The following is a 22,463-nucleotide window of genomic DNA, read 5'->3' as shown; positions in this document are numbered from 1 at the left end:
TGTATTAACTAACTAATGTAAAATCAATCTGACGTTTTTCCAGATCCACCTTTTTGACTTTGATTTTCACCTCATCGCCTAATTGGTATACTTTTTTCTTGCGTTGTCCAATTATCGCGTAATTCTTTTCATCGAGCGTGTAGAAGTCGTCATTAATATCGCGTAGGCGAATCATACCTTCGCACTTGTTTTCTTCAATCTCTACATACATGCCCCATTCGGTCACGCCAGAAATCAGGCCAGTGTATTCTACGCCGATCTGGTCTTGCAAAAACTCCGCTTGTTTGTATTTGATGGAAGCGCGCTCTGCTTCTGCTGCTTTCTTTTCCATCTGCGAGCTGTGTTCGCACAATTTCTCGTAGTGCTCTGGATTGACTTTCTCCCCGCCGTCTAAATAAAATTGGAGCAGGCGATGTACCATTACATCCGGATAGCGTCGGATCGGAGAGGTGAAGTGGGTGTAATAATCGAAAGCTAATCCGTAATGCGAAGTGTGTTTGGTCGTGTAGATCGCTTTTGCCATCGAGCGTACTGCTAGTGATGTCAATATGTTTTGCTCTTTCTGTCCTTCGATCTTCGTCATTAGCGCATTCAGTGATTTGGCGGTTTCTTTGTCTGTTCGCGTATTCATTTTATGGCCAAACCGCGAAGCGAACTGAGAGAACGACGCCAAAGCGTCTGGTTTTGGTACGTCGTGAAAACGATACACAAAAGTCGGCTTGTTTTTTCCTTTACCGCGCTTGCCGATGAATTCGGCCACGCGTCTGTTCGCTAATAGCATAAAATCTTCGATGAGCTTGTGAGCATCCTTACGCACTTTGGTATATACGCCGGTAGGTTTGCCATTTTCGTCGAGGTGGAACTTTACTTCTTCGGATTCGAAGCTGATGGCGCCACTTTTAAATTTGCGCTCGCGCAGAATGTATGCTAGCTCATTGAGCTTCAAAATTTCGTCGGCAAAATCGCCAGATTTATTTTCGATCACTTCCTGCGCTTCTTCGTAAGTGAAGCGGCGATCGGAGTGGATCACGGTGCGGCCAAACCATTCGTTTTGAATCTGTGCTTGGTCATTCAATTCAAAGACTGCCGAAAAACAAAGTTTATCTTCCTTTGGTCGAAGTGAGCAGAGGTTGTTGGACAAGCGCTCGGGCAACATCGGGATCACGCGATCTACCAGATACACGGACGTGCCGCGATCGAATGCTTCCTTATCTAACGGCGAATCCGGAATCATATAATGCGACACATCGGCGATGTGTACACCGATCTCGTAATTGCCATTTTCTAGTTGTGCGAAGGAGATGGCATCGTCGAAATCTTTGGCGTCTAGCGGGTCGATGGTGAAGGTCGTCGTGCCTCTAAAATCGCGTCTTTTGGAGATCTCTTCTGCGGTAATTTCGGTAGCGATGTTTTTGGACTCTTCTTCCACTTCATTGGGGAAGTTGAGTGGGAAACCGAAGTCTGCCAAGATTGCATTCATCTCGGTATTATTCTCTCCTTTTTTACCCAATACATTCTTCACAATTCCGATCGGATTCTTCGCGTTTCGCGGCCATTCCAAAATCGAAACTAATACCTTTTCGCCGTTCTGAGCTCCGCTCAAATTGTCCAATGGAATGAAGATGTCGTGGTGCATCTTTCGGTCGTCCGCTGCGAAGAAAGCGAAGCTTCCAGAGATGTCAATTGTACCGGTAAAGTCGGTCTTTGCACGCTGTATAATTTCGACTACTTCGCCTTCTTTTTTGCGCCCACCTTTGCGTTCGAAAACATGCACTTTCACGATGTCTCCATGCAGGGCTTGGCGTAGCTTTCTAGGGGCAACGAAGATGTCACCATCTTGCGATTCTTCGGGAACAATGAATGCTGATCCGTCAGCGGTCATATCGACTTTTCCCGTTATATAAGCTTGCTCAGATTTTAGTTTGTACTTCCCGCGATCATGTGATGTAAATAGTCCGTGCTTCGAAGTGTCTGACAGAATGTCTCGTATCGCTTCCTTCGCTTCGTCGTCGTCCAGATTGAGTTTGGCACTTACTTGTTTATAGTTAAGAGGCTTGTTGTTGCCCTTTTCAAAAATCTCTACAATCAGTTTCACGAAAACATCTTTGTAGATTTGGTCTGCTTTATTCTTCATCGTTCTGTGTCGATTTATTGGAACAGTTTGGCTCTGCAAATATGCAGTAGTAAACCTGTTCGTATATACTCGAAGGTACTATTTTTTTACGGCATATACAAGGTGGTGGGGTAGGGGTAGTGTCGACTTTTAATATAGTGTATTTTTAATTTATTTTAGCCTACTCAATGACTTGATAAGTAATACTATATAATTTTTTTGCTAAAATATGTTAATGATAAATTTGCTTTTAGAACATTTGAGCGCAATAATAAGAAAAGCCATCAGAATTTGATGGCTTAGCTAAAATAATTTACATGAATTTTGATGTGATATAAATATATTTAACTAGTTTATTTACAGTGATATATTTTTGTTTAGATAAATATTTAGCTTGGAAAAAAAATCCGTTTTTTAGCATTTCTATTTACCATTTACAGATGTTTTCGCTTGACACTTGTCGCAAAGGCCAACGGCATTCACTGCCACAGATTGCAATGCGAAATTCTTCGGTACCCGGATGTTTGGGATCGAGATTTCTTCAAGGCAAATCACGCTATTGCAAGAAGAGCAAATGAAATGAATGTGCTGATCCTCATGCTTGTGCTCCGAGCAATTGTGCGAACAGGTGGCGTAGGTTGCTGTACCATGCAGGTCAAATACTTTGTGCAGAATTCCCTTTTCTTCAAAGCTGGCTAGGATACGATAGAGCGTCACTCTGTCAGTTTCCTTACCTAGTAATTTTTCTAACTCGGGTTGCGAGATCGCACTATCTTTTGCTGATATGATCTCCAAAACACGCAATCTTGGTTGGGTCACTTTCAACTTGTTCTCTCGAAGTAAGGTTTTAAAACCCGCTAAATCGTTTGCTTCTTCTAGCCCTATTTGATCTTCTTTCATACGGTATAAAAGTACGTATTATATAGACAAAAAAAAACCGTTGCCACGGGATGTGACAACGGTTTTACAGCGCCCTAAAATAGGGTCAATATTATTTTCCAGCAGCCTTGTTGTAGTCCGCCAAAAACTGAGTAAGTCCACTGTCGGTAAGTGGGTGTTTCAACAAAGCAAGCATCGCCGAAAGAGGTCCAGTCATCACGTCTGCACCCAGCTTAGCACAACCTAAAATGTGTGCACTATGACGTACCGATGCAGCCAAGATTTGGGTTTCGAAAGCGTAGTTGTCATAGATCAAACGGATCTCTTCAATGAGTGCCAATCCGTCTACCGAGATGTCATCCAAACGACCGATAAATGGCGAGACATACGTGGCTCCGGCCTTCGCTGCAAGCAATGCTTGACCAGCTGAAAAGACCAACGTACAGTTGGTTTTAATGCCTTTATTTGAGAAGTATTTTATGGCTTTAATGCCATCCTTAATCATCGGAACTTTGACTACGATTTTGGGATTCAATGCGGCTAATGCTTCCCCTTCTTCGATCATCTCATCGTAGGTTGTTGCGATTACTTCTGCACTCACATCACCATCTACGATGTCGCAAATTGCTTTGTAATGATTCAAGATATTTTCCTGTCCAGAAATACCTTCTTTGGCCATGAGGCTCGGGTTGGTGGTTACCCCATCTAATACGCCTAAATCCTGTGCTTCTTTGATTTGCTCGAGGTTTGCCGTGTCGATAAAAAACTTCATATTCGATGTATTGATTTTTAGTGTATTATAATATTGGAAAAACTAACATTCGGGTTAGTTGTTCCAAAGTTAACTATAAAAAACACAAAGAGTAAACGGTAATTCTTAAATTCGGACCTTATCTTGATGGATGAACATTTTTAGATCGTTGCAATACCCTAATTTCAGGTTACACGTTATCGGACAGGCTATTTCCCTGATGGGTACTTGGATGCAGCGCGTAGCCATCAGCTGGATGGTGTATTCACTCACTAATTCGGTTTTCTGGTTAGGTTTCGTTTCCTTTATATCGTTATCACCTTCCCTTTTTCTGTCGCCGTTTATCGGATCTTTCATCGATAAACGCAAGAAATATAATCTAGTGAAGAAAACGCAATTTGGTTTGATGGCACAGGCTGGTCTGCTCACTTTATTGGTGTTTACTGGGCAGGAATCGGTATTGTTGTTATCCACTCTCGGTTTTGTACAAGGCGTAATTAATGCTTTTGACGTGCTGGGAAGGCAATCGTTAATGGTTTCTTTGGTGGAGGATAAAAAGGATTTGCCCAATGCAATTGCACTGAACTCTTCCATCTTCAATGCGGCGCGTATGGTCGGTCCTGCCATTGGCGGTATTTTGCTCACGACGTACGGAGAATTAGTCTGCTTCGCAGTCAACTTTATTAGTTTTGTGCCCGTGATTATCTGCCTGATGTTGATGCGCGTCACAGAGCGCTCATTTGAGGGCAAGCGCGGCACGAACTGGGAAGGATTGGTAGAGGGGTTTCATTATCTAAGAAGATCGCCGCATATCGCTTCTTTAATTATCGTTTTGACCTGCTCTAGTTTATTGGTTATTCCATACACTTCACTATTGCCTGCAGTCGCTCGAGAGCTTTTTCATGGTAATGAAGCGACATTCTCTTGGTTTGAAAGTATGGCTGGACTGGGTGCAATGATTGGCGCGGTAAATATGGCGCGGTTAAAGTCTGGAGAGAATTTGCGCTATCGCGTGTTGTTTGCGGCTGGCATTATGGGCGTAGCGTTGCTGTTTTTGGCTTATGCGCATTATCTGCCTTCGGCCTTGATCTTCACGGCTTGTGTTGCATTTGGTATGATGATGCAAAATTCATCCATCAATACCTACATCCAAACGCACGCCATGCCGGCTTACCGAGCAAGAGCGATGTCTTATTATGTGATGGCTTTTCAAGGTGTATTTCCGATCGGAAGCTTGCTGATCGGAAGCTTGGCTGAAGTGATTGGCTTAAAAAACACCTTGTACGTGATGGGAAGTTGCGCGGTAATGATCTCGCTTGGCTTCTACCTTTATCTTCGCCTGCATATCAAGCGCCGACTTTTCAAACGGATCTAAACAAGTTCTTTCGCACGTTTTCGTTTGCGATTAGTGAGTTGTAGTATCGCAGTTTTATAGTTGATGACTGCACCATAGGCATGCAATATATCGCCGCCTAGAACGCCTACTACGGGCTGTAAATTCATTTTGCGATACGCGTAATTGATGGAGCTCAGATCCAATACGGCGAAATCAAACTTTTTGATCTGCCAATCACCGATCGTTACTTCTGGAATATGTACGAAAAAGCTTTCCATAGCATTAGTACCCAGTCCTGTAGAAAGCACATCGGTGAGGTTCAATTGGGATTCTGCTATTCCGGCTTCTAGTAAGGTCGTTTTGTCTAAAACGGTTTTAGATGCGCCGGTGTCCACCACCATTTTAAAGGTTTTACCTAACAGCTGTATCTCTATAAGGGTATGGAAACCATCCGGTTGTAGTTGGATGATTTCCATTGGTATTTTCGTCATGTATTGCGGTGATTAAGCAAATCGAGTATTTGCTGTTAAATGATGCCTTCGTCGGATAGTACCTGATTCATTTTACGAACAGCATCGGCGCTTTTGCTTAATAGTTCTTGCTCATCGGTGGATAATGACATCGGCACAATGCGATCCCAACCTTTGTTGTTGATGATGACTGGTACGCCCAGCGCGATGTCTTCGTGTCCGTATTCGCCTTCGAGATAAACGGAAGCGGTAAATAGTTTTCCTTGATTGCGTACAATACTCTCGACCATTGCGGCAGCAGCAGCACCAGGAGCATACCACGCGGAAGTACCAATTAAACTGGTCAATGTAGCTCCGCCAACCATCGTTTTTTGTACAATTTCGGCTTGTTCATCTTCCGACAGAAGTTCGCTGACACGGACACTATTCCAAGTAGCATGGTGGATTAATGGAATCATCGTGGTATCACCATGTCCACCGATTACGATGGCATTTAAATCTGTTGCGGCAGCATTTAATTTTTGGCCAATTTGATATTTAAATCGAGCAGAATCCAGTGCACCGCCCATACCAATTATTCTATTTTTCGGAAGCCCACTGCTCTTCAATGCCAAATAAGTCATCGTATCCATTGGGTTGGACACAATCAGAATGATGATATCTGGAGAATGTTTAACGAGGTTTTCTACAACGGTTTTCACGATGTTCGCATTTGTGCCAATCAGTTCTTCACGCGTCATTCCCGGTTTGCGCGGGATACCAGAGGTAATGACAGCCACTGAAGAGCCCGCTGTAGCACTGTAATCGTTTGTAACACCAGTTATCTTAGACTCAAATCCCAGTAGGGCAGCCGTCTGCGACATATCTTGGGCTTTGCCTTCGGCAAAACCATCTTTGATGTCGAGCAAAACTACCTCTTCCGCAATATTTCTTCGGATAATATTATCAGCAGTAGTCGCTCCTACGGCTCCTGCACCAACTACAGTTACTTTCATGGATTAGTGGATTTATTGATTCACTTAAAGGTACATAAAATACGCTGGACTTTCTGCCATTCTTAAAATGGATATCCAATCGCTAAGTTGAACACTAAATTACGCCGTCTCCATTCGCGATCGCCAAAGTCGATCGCATTAAATACCCAGCCATTATTTTCACGTACATAAGGTTGTCGGAAAGGAATAGCTAAATCCGTACGGATGACCAAAAAGTCGATATCGACACGTAAACCTAAGCCACCGCCGACGGCCAGCTGTTCGTAAAAGCGGTTGGTTAACTCCGCACCAGGTCTGGTTTCATCCCGGCGTTGTAACCAAATATTACCGGCATCCACAAAGGCTGCCCAGTTGAAGATCCCAGAAATTGGCGCGCGATACTCGGCGTTGAGTTCCAGCTTGAAATCCCCGGTTTGATCAGCAAAAAAATCATCAGGCACATAGTCTGCTGCATTGACCAACCCCGGTCCGACAGAGCGCGCTCGAAACGCACGCATACCATTCGGGCCACCCGAGAAGAATTGCTTCAAATAAGGAAGTTGAATGGAGTTGCCATAGGAATGACTCACACCAATCATGGCTCGCGTAACAAAAGTGGATTTAGGAGTTATTTTCCAATAATGTCTGAAATCTGCTTCACCTCGTATGAATTGCGCATAGCGCGTGCCAAACAGAAACTCAGGACTATCTGAAGATGCATCTGCTCCTTGAATCAAGCCTAGCACATTACCCGATGTATTCAACGCACTGCGTACAAAGTAGGTATGCGTACGATCCTCCATATTGTTCTGGAAAGTAAATACGTAGTTTGGTCCGAAAGAGAATTGCGGCTCGATGATATGTAATAAGGAAGGAAACGATATGGCTTGATTTCGGTATTGTTCTGTCACATTCCGGGGCTGGGCATAGATAATCTCCGCTACTGTCAAGTCATGAACTTTGCGCTCATTTTCCTTCCAAGAATAACCAAAGTTAAAAGTCAATGAGTTTAAACTATAGAACGCACGACGATCTAAAAACTCATAGCGCAAACTAGCGAAGGTGCGAGGGATGTATTTTCGCGAAGGTGCCCATTTGTATGGAGACAGCAAGCGTGGCCAGCTGATAGCTGCTTCGGCACCATAGCGAATAAAATTGGAGTTTAAGGCTGCACCACCTACCTGCGTTTCAAATCCAGCAAAAGTCGTTAAGGTGAGTGTCTCAAAACCTTTAAAAGCGTTTTTCAGACTCCAGTTTACACTACCTTCAATACCATTATATACGGTCGCTGTCTTTCCGATGAGCTCGGTACGTAACGTCCTAGGCTTCATAGGTGTGAGGTAGTAGTAAACATCCATCGTGTTGGCCGAATCCGGACTATCGACAAAGTCATTTTTTACGAATTGGAAAGCATTCATATTGACCAGGTGATTGATGGTCATGTTGTGGTCTTCGCGATTATACAGCTCGCCCTTGTGAAAGAATAGGTGGTTAGCGAGTACTTTTTTTCTAAACTTGTTGTCAGGATCGTGAATGTAATATTCGCCTTCGTAAGCTTCGGTTCCTCTAGGAATACGTCGTGTGTAACCCTCAGCTGATTGTGTGTAATCTGGAAAAACCACTATTTTTCCAATACGTTGAGGATGTTTTGCGCGTTCAGCCGTTCCGGGTTTTACGGTCATAAACATGTCTACTTGATGTCTTCCTACTGTACTATCCACATCCAGCAACATGTTGTCTGCATTGAAATAATAATAGCCTTTGTTTTTCATGGCTACATCAATGCGTTCCCGCTCATTGATCACCACATCCAGATTGTAATTATTACCGCGGCGCAATAGTGTAGCATCCTTGGTGCTAGCCATATCGCGACCCCATTGTTTTGTCGAATCGACATCAAAGGAAACTTCTCTGATTTTGTAGCCCGGTCCCGCAACGGCATCGAATTGCACGGTTGCTTTCTTGCCATTAATCAAGGTGTCGGAAGTAACTTGCGCCTGAAAAAAACCGAGGTTCTCTAGGCGATTTCGCAACAGATTCTCATTATATTCGTAATTGACCTCACTTAACAGTACTGGAGCTTTTCCTTGGCGTCTGATAAATCGTTTTATAAATCCAACCGTCGTATCTGGTCCGCCACCCATATTCCAAAGCGTTACCTTTAATTTTGAGGTGGGCTCTGGGCGTACGTAACTTTGCAGTCGACTTTCAAATAACTCTTTCCGATCTTTATCCAAGGTGTCATTTTGAATATTTACCGTAGCTTCTTCAAAAAGGTGTTCTCCGTCGGCAATATACTTAGTGGCATTACAGCCCACTACGAAAAGCAGTGATGCGGTAGCTATTAAAAGGTGATTATTTTTCATTGGACTCCCTTTCCTCTTCCTCATTTCTTATGGCTGTATTTTCTTTTCTTTTTACGGTATCTTTTGGGCTGCGTGTTCGCGCGCCGAAATTTGTTACGCCGTTATTGCTGATACTATCTTGTGCTGTAACGGGTCTGCGTGTTGATAAGTTGTGGCGTCGATCTCTATTTAGTCGACGTTCCAGACTATCCTGAATTATCGTTCGTACACTATCTCTGTAAACAGAATCGGTGTCAATTCGATCTACGTCAAACCGTCTACGGAAGTTCACATTACTAGTGTTGTAATAGTTTTCGACTGATCTGGCACTCATAAATATTTCGCGGAACTTATCATACGTTATATTAGCTACGATGCCGATTCCTGTTTCTATAAACTGCCCCTGCAAGGTGGGTTGATATTGGTTATTACGAAATACTCGACCAATATAACGGCCATCTTGAGATAAGCGGTATTCTAGGGACACATCACCTGCAATGTTGGACGTTTTTTCCCCTGGTCTGGCGTTACCCTCTACTTCAAAATTGGATCCTACCGTAACTTTAAGCCGATCATCAAACAGCGTTCTGGATAAACCTACGTTTAAGTCGGTACGGTTCTGCGCACTTCCGGTAAGGAAGTCTTGTTCAGATTGCAAGTTGAAGTCAATGTCCACACCGCGGATTAGATCAGAGGTCAGATTATTCAATTGCCCCGTAAGGAAGTTACTTAATGTACTGCGAGCCATGCCTTCTACACCACCACCACCAGATAAACTTTCGAAAGGATTTGCCGACATGAAACGGCCAAGTGCGATCAATGAAAATACTTGTTTGTTCAATTCCGCTGGATCATTTCGCATATTCGCTAATGCAATATTGACATTGCTCGTCACATCTTGCGGCACCATAGTGCTATTGTCGTCCAATTGTATATCAAAATTTAAGTCAGGAGTAAATAACGCTCCAGATAACTTCAGCAAGACGTTAAAAGGAATACGCTGTCTATACAAGTTTTGAGCTTGTTGGTCCACTTGACCTTGAACCAATTCCAATGTTGGAAATCGATTACTGTATACTGCGGTAATGTTCATATTCGCATCCAATGGATCACCACCCCAGGTGATAACACTTCCTTTCTGGAAGGTAAACCTGCGAGACAAAGGTCCGAGTGGCACGGTGTATTCTCCTTTTTCGATCGTATAGGTACCTGACATCGTGATTTTTTCGCTCGCGTCTATTCCAGCGGTTAACTCGGCTATACCTTGAATATGCAGCTCATCCTGTGTACCCGGATCAAGTACGACGGTAAAACGTGCTTCAGGATCTGTTTGTAATTTTAAACTGATATCCATACCGGTAAGTGCTGCAGGTGCAGTTGTGATGGAATCAAGCTGGGCAAATATATTTCTGGCAGAGGTATCACTTCGATTAACGAATTTTACGACACCCTCTCGCTCGGCTACACCCGGATTTTCGTTTGGTACGACAAAGTAAAAGTCTGTATTGTCGTTCACTCGAATACTACCATCTACGCGCGGGCTGTTCATGTCGCCCGTCACTTTGAGATTGGTAGTGAGATACATTTTTCCGTAAAACATATCATTGTCTTCCATCGTCGAGTTCATAGCTTCAAAGTCGTCCATGTTAAGGCTTAGATTGAAGGCAAAGTCGGTATAGTCGGTCGTGCGTACCGTTCCGTTGATGCGTGCGGCATTGTTCTTGCCGTCGCGAATTTCGAACTGCTTGAATTGTACTCCTTGATTATTGAATGATATCGTTTGATTGTTGATCAACATGGTTGAATTCAACATCGATACATTCATTTTACTGTTGTTGAATGTCAAACCGCCCGATATACGTGGTGCTGCCGTAGTGCCTGATATATCAATCTTACCTGTAATATCACCTTCGGTATTTTTCAGGTTGCCTAAGCTAAATGCTTCCAATGTTTTCATCATCATCGGCTTCAGCTCTAGGCTGGCGTTGATCTGTGCATCGCCTTCTGGTGGGGAGATAAATGTTCCTAATAATTGCACTTCATTGCCGTTGCCAGTGATGCCGATATCTGCTGCGAATGTATTCTGCTGTTCGTTATTCACTTTGATACTGATATCGCCAACTTCTTGTTTCGCAAAGCTGAATGCATTGATCATTAGATCGGAAACGAATACCGGACTGCTTTCCAGACGGGAAACTGTAGCCGTTCCATTGATGCCACCTCCGATATCCAATGTCTCCGAATCTACCATTCTGCTGATGGTTTCTATACGAAAGTTGTTGAAATTAAGTGCGATAGGGGAGTTGAAGGTAGAGTCTTGGGACTGTACTGAAAGCTCCTGTCCGGCATGGCTCAATACAAAATCACGAACCAGTACGCCAGCATCACCAAAAGCAACCTGGTTATTAGGCTGTACATTCCAGGTATCATAGTTCAGCATAAGTCCATCTTCCAGCATGCTCAATATGTAGTTGTTGTTTTCGGCCGTCATCTTGGCACCTAGGTGATACTGTGGTTTGCTTTCTTTGTCTCGTATCCAGAGGCCGAAGTTAAGATTGTTGTCTGCCACATCACCACTAATGATGGTATTGATCAATTCGATGCTGCTCACGCTAATCCTGTTGATCAATGCATTATAATACAGCGTGCTATCTACCGTTATGATATCGGCTCCGACATTTTCTACTTCTGTACCAGAATAGATGAGTTTTGGTGCCAATAGCTTGGCTATAAGCATTTTGGTTTCGCTGTCAAACGTTCCATCTAGCGTAATATCGCGCATCTCTTCGAGATCGGGTACTAACTCTCGGATGATACGAGAGTGATTGACCCGAGCACTAAACTCAAATCGTTGTGGAGAATAAGAGGTCGTATCGACCACATTAGTTGGATTATAATATACACGTACAATATCCTGAATAGAAGTTCCCAGTTCGGATAGACGGTAATTGCCAACCAAGTGAGCATTCAAAAATTCAGAATTGAATAATATTCTGCTGCGTTCGGCAGTAGTTAACGTGGTTAGTGCTATGGTATCTAGGTAATAGCGATCCGCATTGTGCGCTATATTCGAGTTCAGCACTTTCAATGAACCATTCAAATAGTCGATATCTAATGTCTCGAAGTCTGCCACAATCTTTCCATGATAGCGGAAATCATCGTCCATCAGTTTTAAATTCTGCAAATTCACGCTATCGATCATTAGCGTAGCGGTCAATCTAGGATAGGTATCATGCATATTCGCATCCAGATCTAAATCAAATCGCACGTTGGGATCTGGGCTGTTGATATTTCCACGAATATCTCCTCGGTTGGCTTCCAGATCCATGGTGATATCGCGGTAGGAGTAGCCCATCGCATCAACACGGTTTATCGTTCCTTGCACTTGTGCAAGCATGGTTTTTGGATCCAATCCGGTACCTTTTATATGTGCATCTGCTGCGATAATGCCCAGTACAGAATCTTGACCCAAGATTTGGCCAATGTTTAAATCATTGATGGCTACGCGAAGATCGTAGGTCGTATCGCGCGCCATACGCATATTTCCGTTTACGCTGGCATTACCTTGCTCGGTAATGAGATCCATATTGGTTGCAAAAGCCGTCATCCCGCCTTTGAATTTTCCTGATAAACTAATGGAATTGGGCAGTTGAATACTGTCTGGCAGCATCGATTTTGCCACCAAACGCTCAATATCTCTTCGGCCTGTGGTAAACTTTCGCAAATCTAAATCCACGTACAATTTCTCTACATCTGGTAAGCCTTTGATATGGGCTTTTGCCAACATATGGGTATTATCCAGGGTTTTGAATTCAAAATTTGGAATATATAAATCATTCACAAATCCATGAACGCGTCCGTCAATATAAAACTTCTGAGCCAACAGCGGTTTCATGCTTTCTTCTTTTTCCAAGTCAGGAGCTAAGAAACGCAGATCGCTCATGTCGATATGACTTTTCTTGATATTGGCTTCAATCTGTACTTTACTCAGATCTTCTGACAGGGCATCAAGTGAAGGATAACTTACCTTAACATAATCGCGAATCAAACTTTTCGATGTTTCTACATACAAGTTCTCAATCTTCGCACCCGTGTTGTGATATGCAAAATCTGCTTTTACTTGTTTCAGGAAGAATCCGGAGTGATCTTTTACCGTCAAGTTCTTCAACGATCCAGAAATGGAATCTGCCGAATAGTAAAGATCTTGTAAATCGGTTTCAAAATTGGACAAGCGCATGTTGAAGAAGTCTAATCCTTTTGTTCGTGGCTGGTTTTCATCTTTGAACCAAAAGTTGGTTTTCTCCACATTCAATTTACCTAAGCTTACAACCCAATTCATGGGCTGTGCTTCGGCGGTACTCGTATCTTGCCCGGCAGCAGCAGGAGCTGGAGCGTCGACTTTGCCAAACAAAACATAGGAATCGGATTCCTCTAAGGTTACGTCCTTGATTCGTACGATTTCTTTGTTGAGATCCATTTCTTCGATATTAGCGATGAGTTTGCGTAAATCAAATTTGGTATCCATACCCGAAGCTTCATCATCGTACTTAATATGAATATTGCTAAGATTAATTGTTTTGATATCTAAAGCGGGCATCGCTGCCATTGCGGTGGTGTCGGCTGTCTCGATGCCGAAATCCGTCGCACTTGGCGCATCTGTGCTGTCTGCTACTGCCCACTGCCGCACTTTGGCTTGCACACCGTCCAAATTAATGGCCGACATGGCAAATGCCATATCACCGGTCAGATCAAATTTCTTAATATTTGTACTAAAATGTTGGAGATTAAGGTCTGCGGATGTGCCGATTACTTGATCATCGTACACAAAACGAATGCGCTCGAAAAGTACTTTATCCAAATCAAATACCATGCTTGATTCAGTTTCTTCCTGTTTAGGCTGTGTTTCTGGCGAAGCAAATGCATTGACAATATAATCGAAATTGAATGTGCTATCGGGGAGGGTACGGTTTATTTTTGCTGTTACACCTATTACTTCCAACTCCTGAAGCTCGACGGTATTATCCAACAAGCGCCACATATTGATATCCACCAGAATCCGTTCTCCCGATAATAAGGTGTCTTGCGATTGATCTTCGAAGTAAATGTTTTCTAAGACAAGCTTTTTTGGGAAAGCAATGTTAATATATCCAATGCGTACTGGGGTTCCTATCTTTCCCTCTACATAATTCGTTACTTTTCCAACGACAAAATTCTGCACGGAAGGAATCCTTATTAATACAATAATTAGTAAAGCCAAAAAGATAACAGAACCGATGATCCATAGGAGAGTCTTCAGCGCGATTTTTCCAAATCTATTCAAAATACAAGTATATATTGTTAATATTTACGTTAGAAACACCTGGTAGCTTTTTATGTTTGCAGGAGTTATTAAAGTTGTAATACAAAAAAACCGATACAATCCCGATAGAGGCTATATCTGAAATTGCAGCATAATTTTTGTAGTTCCAATGCTTCGTGCAAATGTCGTTCCTTTTTTTGCGTAGAAAAAAAATATTATTGGCCTTAGAATACATAGTATGAAGATATTGATCGTAGAAGACGAAATCGAGCTCCAGCAAGTGATGGTAGAGTTCCTGTCGCGAGAGAGTTATCTCCTAGAAGTGGCGGCTAATTTTTCGGAAGGGTTGGAAAAAATTTCGTTATACCAATATGTATGTATTCTTTTGGATATCACTTTACCCGGTGGAAGTGGAATGCAATTGCTGCAATCCTTACGAGAACATGGAGATACTACACCTGTGGTGATCATTTCTGCGAAGGGATCTATTGAAGATAAAGTAGAGGGATTGAATCTTGGTGCAGATGACTATCTTCCTAAGCCTTTTCATCTAGCGGAGTTGTTGGCCCGTATCAAATCGGCCGTACGTAGACATAATAACCATGTGGATAATCGCGTAACTTATAAAAATGTGGTTTTGGTTCCGGATGATCGTAGTGTACTAGTAGATGGTCATGTCTTGCAGCTCAATCGCAAAGAATTTGAGGTGCTTTATTATTTTATTATTCGCCCAGAGAAACTGGTGCAAAAAGCCTTGTTAGCCGAATCTATATGGGGAGATGCAGTGGATCAGGCAGACAGCCTTAACTTCATCTACTCACAAATAAAGAATTTACGCAAAAAATTACGTGACAATGGTGCCGAAGTCGATATTCAGGCTGTATATGGTGTGGGTTATAAATTAGTGTAGAAATCATGGCTATATCCATCAAGCAGTATACGATGCGTTACGTGATGATTGCCATTTTTGCAGTCATGACCGTCTGGGCGCTTCTCTTTTATGCATACATATTAGACGAGGTGTATGATAATGCCGACGATGGTTTGCGAAACCAAAAGATTAATATCTTACGTGCTGTCTATGAAGATCCATCTGTTTTGGCATTGCGCGAATATGGGGTCAATGAGTTTCGGATAACTCCATTGGCCGATACCGTGTTTGATGAACGAAATCGTTTTTCGCACGATTTTTTTTATATGCCTTATGATGACGAGGACGAGCCGTATCGCGTCCTTACTACCATGTTTTATGGGCCTGATAAGAACACCTATTTGCTCGAGATTCGAGCATCTACGGTAGAACGAGATGACCTTATCATTGACCTATCTACGGCTTTATTGGTGTTGTATATTGTAATGATCTTGAGTATTTATCTTCTCAAAGAATACATTTTTACGCGTGCCCTACGGCCATTTAAAGGGATTTTAAAAGACTTGAATGACTATCAAGTTGGGAAGACGATGGCAATTTCACCGGTGGATACCAATGTGTTGGAGTTTCAGAATCTACATCAGCACATTGCATCTATGGTAGCGCGAAATGCGGCCGTTTTTGCCGATCAGAAATTGTTTATCGAAAATGCATCGCATGAATTGCAAACGCCCTTAGCTATCGCCATTAATAAGCTCGATCTGATATTGGAAGATGAGGAAACTCCTGCAGAAGTGATGACCAAGTTAGCAGATACCAAAGCTTCTTTAAAAAGATTGATCGATCTCAATCGCTCCCTATTGTTTTTATCGCGTATCGAGAATCGCCAGTTTGTGCAGAATGAATTGATTCCGATAGATGCTTTAACTGATGAACTGCTGAGCAACTTTTTGGATATTGCAGAGCATAAGGATATCAAAGTGACTTTAGATTATGCTGCCGCTTTGCGTGTAAAGGGCAACCGAGATCTACTGGCCATGGCCTTGTCAAACCTTATTCGCAACGCGATACGCTATACAGAATCGGAGGGTGAGATTCGTATCTCCATTAATTCGAATAGCTGGCAGATTGCTAATAGTACTAATCTAGGTGCCTTGCCTGAGAGCTATATATTTAATCGCTTTTATAAAGGATCTGATAGCATGCAGTCCAACGGACTCGGACTTTCGCTGGTGCGATCAATCCTGCAGATCACGCCTGGAGGCGCGGTAGCATACTGTTTTGAAAATAATTTTCATATTTTTTCAATTTCTTTTACAAATTCCTAAATCTTTCCCAAATACGCCCTCATCTTTGTTCCTAATAAGATTTAGCACAGAGAATGAGAACGCATCATATTTCTTTTTTTGGATTTCTGATACTCGTACTAAATGCCGCCGGAGTATCCGGTCAGGACAAGAATAGCTCCGTTGCTAAGTTGCCGCAAAAAGCGAAAGACTTTTTGAATGCGCATTATGCTCGTATCGATGTCGCCTCAGTGAGTGAGGGTGTACAATCGTGGTTTGAAAGTAATGTGTACCGCGTGATATTGAAAGATGGAAAACGGATTGCATTTGATGAGTCGGGAAACTGGAAAGAGGTTGATGGCAAACGAGCAGCGCTTCCGCTAAATCTGATACCAGCCAATGTGCGGGCCTATGTAGAGCGTAGTTTCCCGAGAACGGAGGTGGTGAGAATGAAAAGAAACAAACATAGATATCATGTAGCGATATCTAGCGGACTACAATTAGAATTTAATAACAAAGGAGAATTTATAAAAATTAAGCAACAATAACTCTACACTACACAAATGAAAAATGCAATCTTAAACACTTTGGTTTTGTTAACAATGGCAGTGGCTTTCTTATCTTGCGACAAAGAGGAAACGATTCAATCGGCAGATTTGCCTGTCGCGGCCAACACTTTCTTGACGACTCATTTTACGAATGCAAAAGTATCGCATGTGAAAAAGGAAAAAGAAGGTTTGTCCGGTCGGGAATACACGGTTTACTTGAGCGACGGAACTGAAATTGTTTTTGATAAAAACGGTGATTGGACAGAGGTTGACGGAAGCAATAATACAGCGATTCCAGAAACATTCATTTTAGCACCAATTGTATCTTATGTCAATGAAAAGTACCCACAAGCAAAGATTGCGAGTATCGAAAAAGACAGAAATGAATTCGATGTCGAATTGACTAACGGATTTGATTTGGTCTTCGATGCCAACGGTACTTTTAAACGTATGGACTAATCAAGTCTAAAGGTTCACTACCTGGGAAATAGAGAGCTTTTATGTACGATGCCATGAATAAGGCACGTTGATATTACACAAAAACCTTGGCTTGTTAGCCGAGGTTTTTTGTGTTTTTAGGTACGCCAAAAGGTGTCTAATCCTGAAGTGACTACACAGGTCGATTTTTAAATCCTTAATTGGTTATACATGCTATTTGTTATTCCTAATTGAACTCTACATTGCATAGTGGGATTTTATAATGTTTCATGCGCTACCATGTGTATTGTCAATTTGCGTATGGAAATACTGTTCAGTCCCGTACAATACATGTCCATAAACGGACATGTATTCAACATTAAAATATTTGTTTTGGGTTGATTATCAGTTTTTTGTGGTTTTGGCAAATAACTTGAATAAGCTGGAGAGGCGGATGCCGATGAATCAAAATAGGCTATTTTTAACTCATCCAATCCGTTGACATAAAACTAAAAAAAGATAGCCATGCTTAGAAATTATTTCACGATAGCCTTACGGAATCTCAGGAAAAATATGGCGTTTTCCGCCATTAACATTATCGGGCTAGCTATCGGCATGGCAGGTTGTTTGATGATTGCCTTATGGTTGCAGAACATGCTGAGCATGGATCGCTATCATACAAAAGACGATCGCTTGTATATTATCAGCAACAGAGACGATTATCAAGGATCTAAATTTGCCTGGCTAAATACTCCGAAGATTTTGGGGGAAGCGATGGGAGCGGAGTTTGCAGATGTGGAATCGTACTCTCGCTATGGTGACGAAAACCATTTTCTAACGACCTATCAACTGAAAAAGATTAAAACCAACTCCACCTTTGTTGATCCTGGTTTTTTTGACCTATTTGACTTCACACTGATATCAGGAGAAAAGGACGGTTTGCTGCAAGATCCATCGTCGATCGTGTTGACGGAGTCGAAGGCGAAGGCACTCTTCGGTGAGGAAGAGCCTATTGGTAAGATCATCAGGATTGACTCTGTAAATCAAGTGCAAGTGCAGGCAATCATTGCGGATCTCCCTGCCAACTCCAGCTTTGATTTTGAAGCCTTGCTATCGTGGGATTATGCTAAAAAGATCGGATATTATGACGAGAATTGGGCTAATAACTCCATTACGACATTTATTTTGCTGAAGGAAAATGTGCGCTTATCCAACTTCAACGATAAAATAAAAACCTTCGCCCGAGATCGTACTAACCTCAATAATAGCTTCAGTAAAAATACATCCGAGATATTTGCAACACCATACAGAGATCATTATTTGTATAATAATGGTAAAGGGGGAGCGTATACCAGCGGACGGATTGATCTAGTCCGACTTTTTGCTTGGATAGGGGGATTTATACTATTGGTCGCTTGTATCAATTTCATGAATTTGAGTACCGCAAAATCGGAGTTGCGCGCTAAGGAGGTCGGCGTCAGGAAAGTAGTAGGCGCAAGAAAGAAAAGCCTGATTATTCAGTTCCTTTCTGAAAGTATGCTCATTAGTCTTTTAGCTATGATTCTAGCATTAGTCATCATGATCATCACGCTTCCATATTTTAACCAACTAGTCTCGAAGAATCTTTCTATATCATTTCTGACGCCTGTTACTTGGCTGTTTCTTATTGCATTTGCTTTGTTAACCGGTTTATTGGCAGGTATTTATCCTGCATTTTTCCTTTCTGCATTTACACCGATCAGTACACTAAAGGGAAAGTTTAAAGGATCCACGAAAGGAGTTAGTATTCGTTCTTTGCTCGTCGTGCTGCAATTTACTTTAGCTATTATACTGGTGATCTCCACGGTGGTTGTAACCAAGCAAATTCAATACACGAAGGATCGCGATAGAGGCTATGAGGAAAATGGGCTAGCATATACGTATATAGAAGGGGCAATAGACACACATTATGAACAAATTCGCCACGACCTACTAGCGAGCAATGCGGTTCTGTCTGTATCAAAAAATATGTCTCCCATTACCGACCGATGGAGCTCCGGACAGGGATTTACATCAGATGCTTCGACCGAAGCGGATAAAAGAATAAACTATGTCCGCTTTAGCACCGATGCCGACGGGGTGAAGACTTTGGGTTTTGAACTATTGGCCGGACGAGATATTGATATCAATGCATTTCCTACAGATAGCTTAGCGGTACTACTAAATGAGTCTGCTGTGCGAGCACTCAAATTAGAAGATCCGATAGGCAGTACGATTATGGGCGATGGGGAAAAACGTGTGGTAGTCGGCGTTATTAAAGACTTTGTTATCGGCTCACCATTTGGGAAACAAGAGCCCACCGTTGTTTTGGGGCCTCATGCATGGTTTAATATTATACACTATCGACTAAATCCAGCTAAGAGTACAGCGGAAAGTCTGAAAGCTATCGAAGCAGTTTTTAAAGAATACAATCCCGATTATCCATTTTTATATCATTTCATTGACCAGGTTTTTGAAAGCAAATTCAAAGAAACTCAAGCAGTGGGTACCATCTCCATGTTATTTGCCGGCCTGACTATCTTTATTGCGTGTTTGGGTTTATTAGCTCTTATCGCCTATATGGCTGAAACACGCGTCAAAGAAATCGCTGTACGTAAAGTGCTGGGGGCGTCTGTCACACAAATTACAGTGCTACTTTCTCGGGATTTTATCAAGTTGATTATCTTGGCTATTGTCATCGCATCACCCATCGCATGGTGGGCAATGAATAACTGGTTAAAAGATTATGCTTACCGTATCGAGATACAATGGTATTATTTTCTAATTGCAGGCTTTATCGCGATTACCATTTCATTAGTGACGATCAGTTTTCAGTCTATTAAAGCTTCGCTTGCTAAGCCAGTTGATAGTTTGCGGAATGAATAATAACGATATATATAGATATAGTTTTAATGAATTGCGGTTTTTGATTAAGTGTTTTTCTGAGATTATTGTTATCCTTTTTCTATTTTATAAAATAAAATCAGATGTTTGATTATTGTTGAAATATGGAGAGTGCAACACCCTTATTTCCTATTGCTCAATTGACGATCTAGTTCTTCGCCACTAAGATTAAACCCTACTACTGTGCCCATTTTATCGATCAAGAAGTTTGATGGTACTCCATGGATCTTATATTGTTTCGCTACCACATTATTCCATCCTTGCAGGTCTGAAACATGTAGCCATTTCAGATCCTCCATCTGTATTGTCTGTGTCCAATTTTCATGATTTATGTCGACCGATATGCCTATGATTTCAAAATCTTGACCATTATATTTATTATAAATGTTTTTGAGGGCTGGCAAATGTTCTCTGCAAGCCCCACACCAACTCGCCCAAAATTGAATTAGTACGGTTTTGCCCCGCAGTTGAGATAGCGTTTGCTGGTTTCCCTTCCAATCAGTTTGAGTGAAATCTATGGCTTCCTTGTTAAGAATATCTTGGGCGAACTCTTGAGCAATAATAAAATTGTTAATTCTCTGTCCTGTCGGTAGATTTTTCACCCTTTCTGAGAGATTGTCGTAGAGGGCTGTAAGGGATTTCATATCCATAAGCTCACTATTATAATATTCCTCAAGTTCTACAGTTGATGCGGGGGAGTCTGGATGATCCTTTACGAAATTTAGAATCGTGTCATTATAATACACCGGGTATTGTGCACGCACAAAATCCATTACAATAGGTCGCACAATAGAGTCTTTATACTTCTGATCTTCCATGTCAAAAGGTTCATTAAGCAGTTGTTGATATTTTGCTTCTATGATTTCATAAAAACCATCTTTTAATTTCAAGAGGAGCGCGTACTCTTTTTGAGCAGTTGTGGGGTTAGTAATTTTACTATTAGCAATAATACTATCAGATTTAATATGACATTGACCTGCCTCAGCCATAAATGTGTACAAATTATCTAATTCTGCTGCAATTTCATTAAGGCTTTTGTTTGGATTATTGTTTATTGCATCATCCGGGTAAAACGCCACGAATGACCTACGTGGTTCGTCTAATGGCGCGGTTATTTTTATAATGTTATTTTCAAACTCTGGTATGATCGAATGTCCTCCAACCGTTATCATAAATTTGCCGGAACGATTTTGCAGTTGATTAATGTCAATGGTTAATTCAAAAAGTCCTGAGTCTCTCTCATTATGATTTGCTTTGTTGCCAGCAAAGCTAATGTTAAGGGATATTGCTGTTATTATACCTAGTGATAATAGGTAAGAAATTATTTTGTTAAATGTGATTTGTCGAATTGGTGTTAATATAATTTTCATAACATAAATGCTAGCAGGTTTAAATCATCTATCAATGTAAGGAAAATTATTATTAAGTGATTGTTTTTTTGACACTTGCTTATGAAGAATACTCTTATTGCGAAACTGCTTTTAACAGTACAAAACCATTCGCATATTTGGATCTCTTCTACGTAAAGACTCGAACCCACCCAGCGCTTCTGTTCGAACCCTCATAACGCAAAAAATCCCTCATCTTTCGATGAAGGATTTTTAAGCGGAGAGTGAGGGATTGGCTCATCCACTCAGCATCCCGCACGCTACCCTGAGCCTTCCAGAATCGAACCCCGGCCAACGCTTCTGTTCGAACCCCCACAACGCAAAAAATCCCTCATCTTTCGATGAAGGATTTTTAAGCGGAGAGTGAGGGATTCGAACCCCCGGACCTGTGACAGTCAACAGTTTTCAAGACTGCCGCATTCGACCACTCTGCCAACTCTCCGCGACAAAAGTAGAAATTCTGAACAGATTCGCAAAATTTAATTTTAAAATCTTCGATGCCTCTAACAGGTTGTTTGGTGAATGTTGGAATAATCAACTGTACAGCAGTTAGATACAGTTGATGGCTGAATTGTAAATAATTTTGTCATTCAATAAAATAGCCTTATGCATGTTTGCAAGTAGTAGATCATTCGTAACTAGACGGAGAAATTGACAAAATAATTTTGCATTTCTGCCACAAATGGCTACTTTTGCTCCACATTAAAACGCGCCAATAGCTCAGTTGGATAGAGCAACGGTTTTCTAAACCGTCGGTCAGGGGTTCGAATCCCTTTTGGCGTACGAGGATTTATTCTCACTTTAAAGGCGACGTTGCTCCAGACGTCGCTTTTTTTCGTTTATAGATATTCTCGATTGATCCGT

14 protein-coding genes, 2 tRNA genes and 1 pseudogene are annotated in these 22,463 nt (G+C 41.8%); 7 read left to right on the top strand and 10 right to left on the bottom strand.

Features of this window, described 5'->3' with window-relative positions; translation table 11 throughout:
- Positions 1-4: 4 nt before the first annotated feature.
- The 3 genes from rnr to fsa form a co-directional block, all read right to left on the bottom strand.
- Entirely contained in the window at positions 5-2,134 is a 2,130-nt protein-coding gene (rnr, locus tag AC3IRT_RS14020; protein ID WP_489393834.1) for a ribonuclease R, read from the bottom strand.
- Positions 2,135-2,536: 402 nt separating this feature from the next.
- Positions 2,537-3,013, bottom strand: coding sequence for a Fur family transcriptional regulator (locus AC3IRT_RS14015; RefSeq protein WP_489393833.1), 477 nt, complete (start codon positions 3,011-3,013; stop codon positions 2,537-2,539).
- A gap of 91 nt (positions 3,014-3,104) precedes the next feature.
- Positions 3,105-3,764 (bottom strand): fructose-6-phosphate aldolase, encoded by a 660-nt coding sequence (gene fsa, locus AC3IRT_RS14010; RefSeq protein WP_489393832.1) that lies wholly within the window; start codon positions 3,762-3,764, stop codon positions 3,105-3,107.
- A gap of 130 nt (positions 3,765-3,894) precedes the next feature.
- Here fsa and AC3IRT_RS14005 point away from each other — a divergent pair, with 130 nt between their 5' ends.
- Positions 3,895-5,118 (top strand): MFS transporter, encoded by a 1,224-nt coding sequence (locus tag AC3IRT_RS14005; protein WP_489393831.1) that lies wholly within the window; start codon positions 3,895-3,897, stop codon positions 5,116-5,118.
- Here AC3IRT_RS14005 and AC3IRT_RS14000 read toward each other — a convergent pair.
- From AC3IRT_RS14000 to AC3IRT_RS13985, 4 genes are all read right to left on the bottom strand, one after another.
- Positions 5,115-5,570 (bottom strand): retropepsin-like aspartic protease, encoded by a 456-nt coding sequence (locus tag AC3IRT_RS14000; RefSeq protein WP_489393830.1) that lies wholly within the window; start codon positions 5,568-5,570, stop codon positions 5,115-5,117. The two genes, AC3IRT_RS14005 and AC3IRT_RS14000, sit on opposite strands and share 4 nt — an antisense overlap.
- Before the next feature lie 35 nt (positions 5,571-5,605).
- Positions 5,606-6,544, bottom strand: coding sequence for a malate dehydrogenase (locus tag AC3IRT_RS13995; RefSeq protein WP_489393829.1), 939 nt, complete (start codon positions 6,542-6,544; stop codon positions 5,606-5,608).
- Positions 6,545-6,606: 62 nt separating this feature from the next.
- On the bottom strand, positions 6,607-8,889 hold the full coding sequence (tamL, locus tag AC3IRT_RS13990; RefSeq protein WP_489393828.1) for a translocation and assembly module lipoprotein TamL: 2,283 nt from the start codon (positions 8,887-8,889) through the stop codon (positions 6,607-6,609).
- Positions 8,879-14,188, bottom strand: a complete 5,310-nt coding sequence (locus AC3IRT_RS13985; protein WP_489393827.1) for a translocation/assembly module TamB domain-containing protein — start codon at positions 14,186-14,188, stop codon at positions 8,879-8,881. Before AC3IRT_RS13985 ends, tamL begins: the two co-directional genes overlap by 11 nt.
- Positions 14,189-14,405: 217 nt before the next feature.
- Here AC3IRT_RS13985 and AC3IRT_RS13980 point away from each other — a divergent pair, with 217 nt between their 5' ends.
- The 5 genes and pseudogenes from AC3IRT_RS13980 to AC3IRT_RS13960 all read left to right on the top strand — a co-directional run.
- Complete coding sequence (locus AC3IRT_RS13980; protein ID WP_489393826.1) at positions 14,406-15,077, top strand: response regulator transcription factor; 672 nt, start codon at positions 14,406-14,408, stop codon at positions 15,075-15,077.
- A gap of 5 nt (positions 15,078-15,082) precedes the next feature.
- Complete coding sequence (locus tag AC3IRT_RS13975; RefSeq protein WP_489393825.1) at positions 15,083-16,366, top strand: sensor histidine kinase; 1,284 nt, start codon at positions 15,083-15,085, stop codon at positions 16,364-16,366.
- Between the two features lie 53 nt (positions 16,367-16,419).
- Positions 16,420-16,872: a PepSY-like domain-containing protein gene (locus AC3IRT_RS13970; RefSeq protein ID WP_489393824.1), complete on the top strand. Its 453-nt coding sequence runs from the start codon at positions 16,420-16,422 to the stop codon at positions 16,870-16,872.
- A 15-nt stretch (positions 16,873-16,887) separates the two neighbouring features.
- Complete coding sequence (locus AC3IRT_RS13965) at positions 16,888-17,331, top strand: PepSY-like domain-containing protein (protein ID WP_489393823.1); 444 nt, start codon at positions 16,888-16,890, stop codon at positions 17,329-17,331.
- A 483-nt stretch (positions 17,332-17,814) separates the two neighbouring features.
- Positions 17,815-20,142 (top strand): annotated as a pseudogene (locus AC3IRT_RS13960) (ABC transporter permease); the annotation flags it as partial.
- Here the strand turns inward: AC3IRT_RS13960 and AC3IRT_RS13955 are convergent.
- From AC3IRT_RS13955 to AC3IRT_RS13945, 3 genes are all read right to left on the bottom strand, one after another.
- Positions 20,139-20,204 carry a YSIRK-type signal peptide-containing protein gene (locus AC3IRT_RS13955; RefSeq protein WP_489396138.1) on the bottom strand — a complete coding sequence of 22 codons (66 nt, stop codon included), beginning with the start codon at positions 20,202-20,204 and terminating at the stop codon, positions 20,139-20,141. The pseudogene AC3IRT_RS13960 and the gene AC3IRT_RS13955 sit on opposite strands and share 4 nt — an antisense overlap.
- Before the next feature lie 129 nt (positions 20,205-20,333).
- A complete protein-coding gene (locus AC3IRT_RS13950) occupies positions 20,334-21,581 on the bottom strand; it encodes a TlpA family protein disulfide reductase (RefSeq protein ID WP_489393822.1) in 1,248 nt (415 codons plus the stop codon).
- Between the two features lie 375 nt (positions 21,582-21,956).
- Positions 21,957-22,041, bottom strand: a tRNA-Ser gene (locus AC3IRT_RS13945).
- A gap of 267 nt (positions 22,042-22,308) precedes the next feature.
- Here AC3IRT_RS13945 and AC3IRT_RS13940 point away from each other — a divergent pair.
- Positions 22,309-22,382, top strand: a tRNA-Arg gene (locus AC3IRT_RS13940).
- Positions 22,383-22,463: the final 81 nt, after the last annotated feature.

The organism is Sphingobacterium sp. KH_072, from assembly GCF_057837975.1.
The sequence above is the reverse complement of the archived record's forward strand: the minus strand, read 5'-3'. Positions and strand labels throughout refer to the sequence as shown.

Coding starts and splice junctions, on each gene's coding strand:
- rnr (WP_489393834.1), bottom strand. CDS start 2,134: ATGAAGAATAAAGCAGACCAAATCTACAAAGATGTTTTCGTGAAACTG.
- AC3IRT_RS14015 (WP_489393833.1), bottom strand. CDS start 3,013: ATGAAAGAAGATCAAATAGGGCTAGAAGAAGCAAACGATTTAGCGGGT.
- fsa (WP_489393832.1), bottom strand. CDS start 3,764: ATGAAGTTTTTTATCGACACGGCAAACCTCGAGCAAATCAAAGAAGCA.
- AC3IRT_RS14005 (WP_489393831.1), top strand. CDS start 3,895: ATGAACATTTTTAGATCGTTGCAATACCCTAATTTCAGGTTACACGTT.
- AC3IRT_RS14000 (WP_489393830.1), bottom strand. CDS start 5,570: ATGACGAAAATACCAATGGAAATCATCCAACTACAACCGGATGGTTTC.
- AC3IRT_RS13995 (WP_489393829.1), bottom strand. CDS start 6,544: ATGAAAGTAACTGTAGTTGGTGCAGGAGCCGTAGGAGCGACTACTGCT.
- tamL (WP_489393828.1), bottom strand. CDS start 8,889: ATGAAAAATAATCACCTTTTAATAGCTACCGCATCACTGCTTTTCGTA.
- AC3IRT_RS13980 (WP_489393826.1), top strand. CDS start 14,406: ATGAAGATATTGATCGTAGAAGACGAAATCGAGCTCCAGCAAGTGATG.
- AC3IRT_RS13975 (WP_489393825.1), top strand. CDS start 15,083: ATGGCTATATCCATCAAGCAGTATACGATGCGTTACGTGATGATTGCC.
- AC3IRT_RS13970 (WP_489393824.1), top strand. CDS start 16,420: ATGAGAACGCATCATATTTCTTTTTTTGGATTTCTGATACTCGTACTA.
- AC3IRT_RS13965 (WP_489393823.1), top strand. CDS start 16,888: ATGAAAAATGCAATCTTAAACACTTTGGTTTTGTTAACAATGGCAGTG.
- AC3IRT_RS13950 (WP_489393822.1), bottom strand. CDS start 21,581: ATGAAAATTATATTAACACCAATTCGACAAATCACATTTAACAAAATA.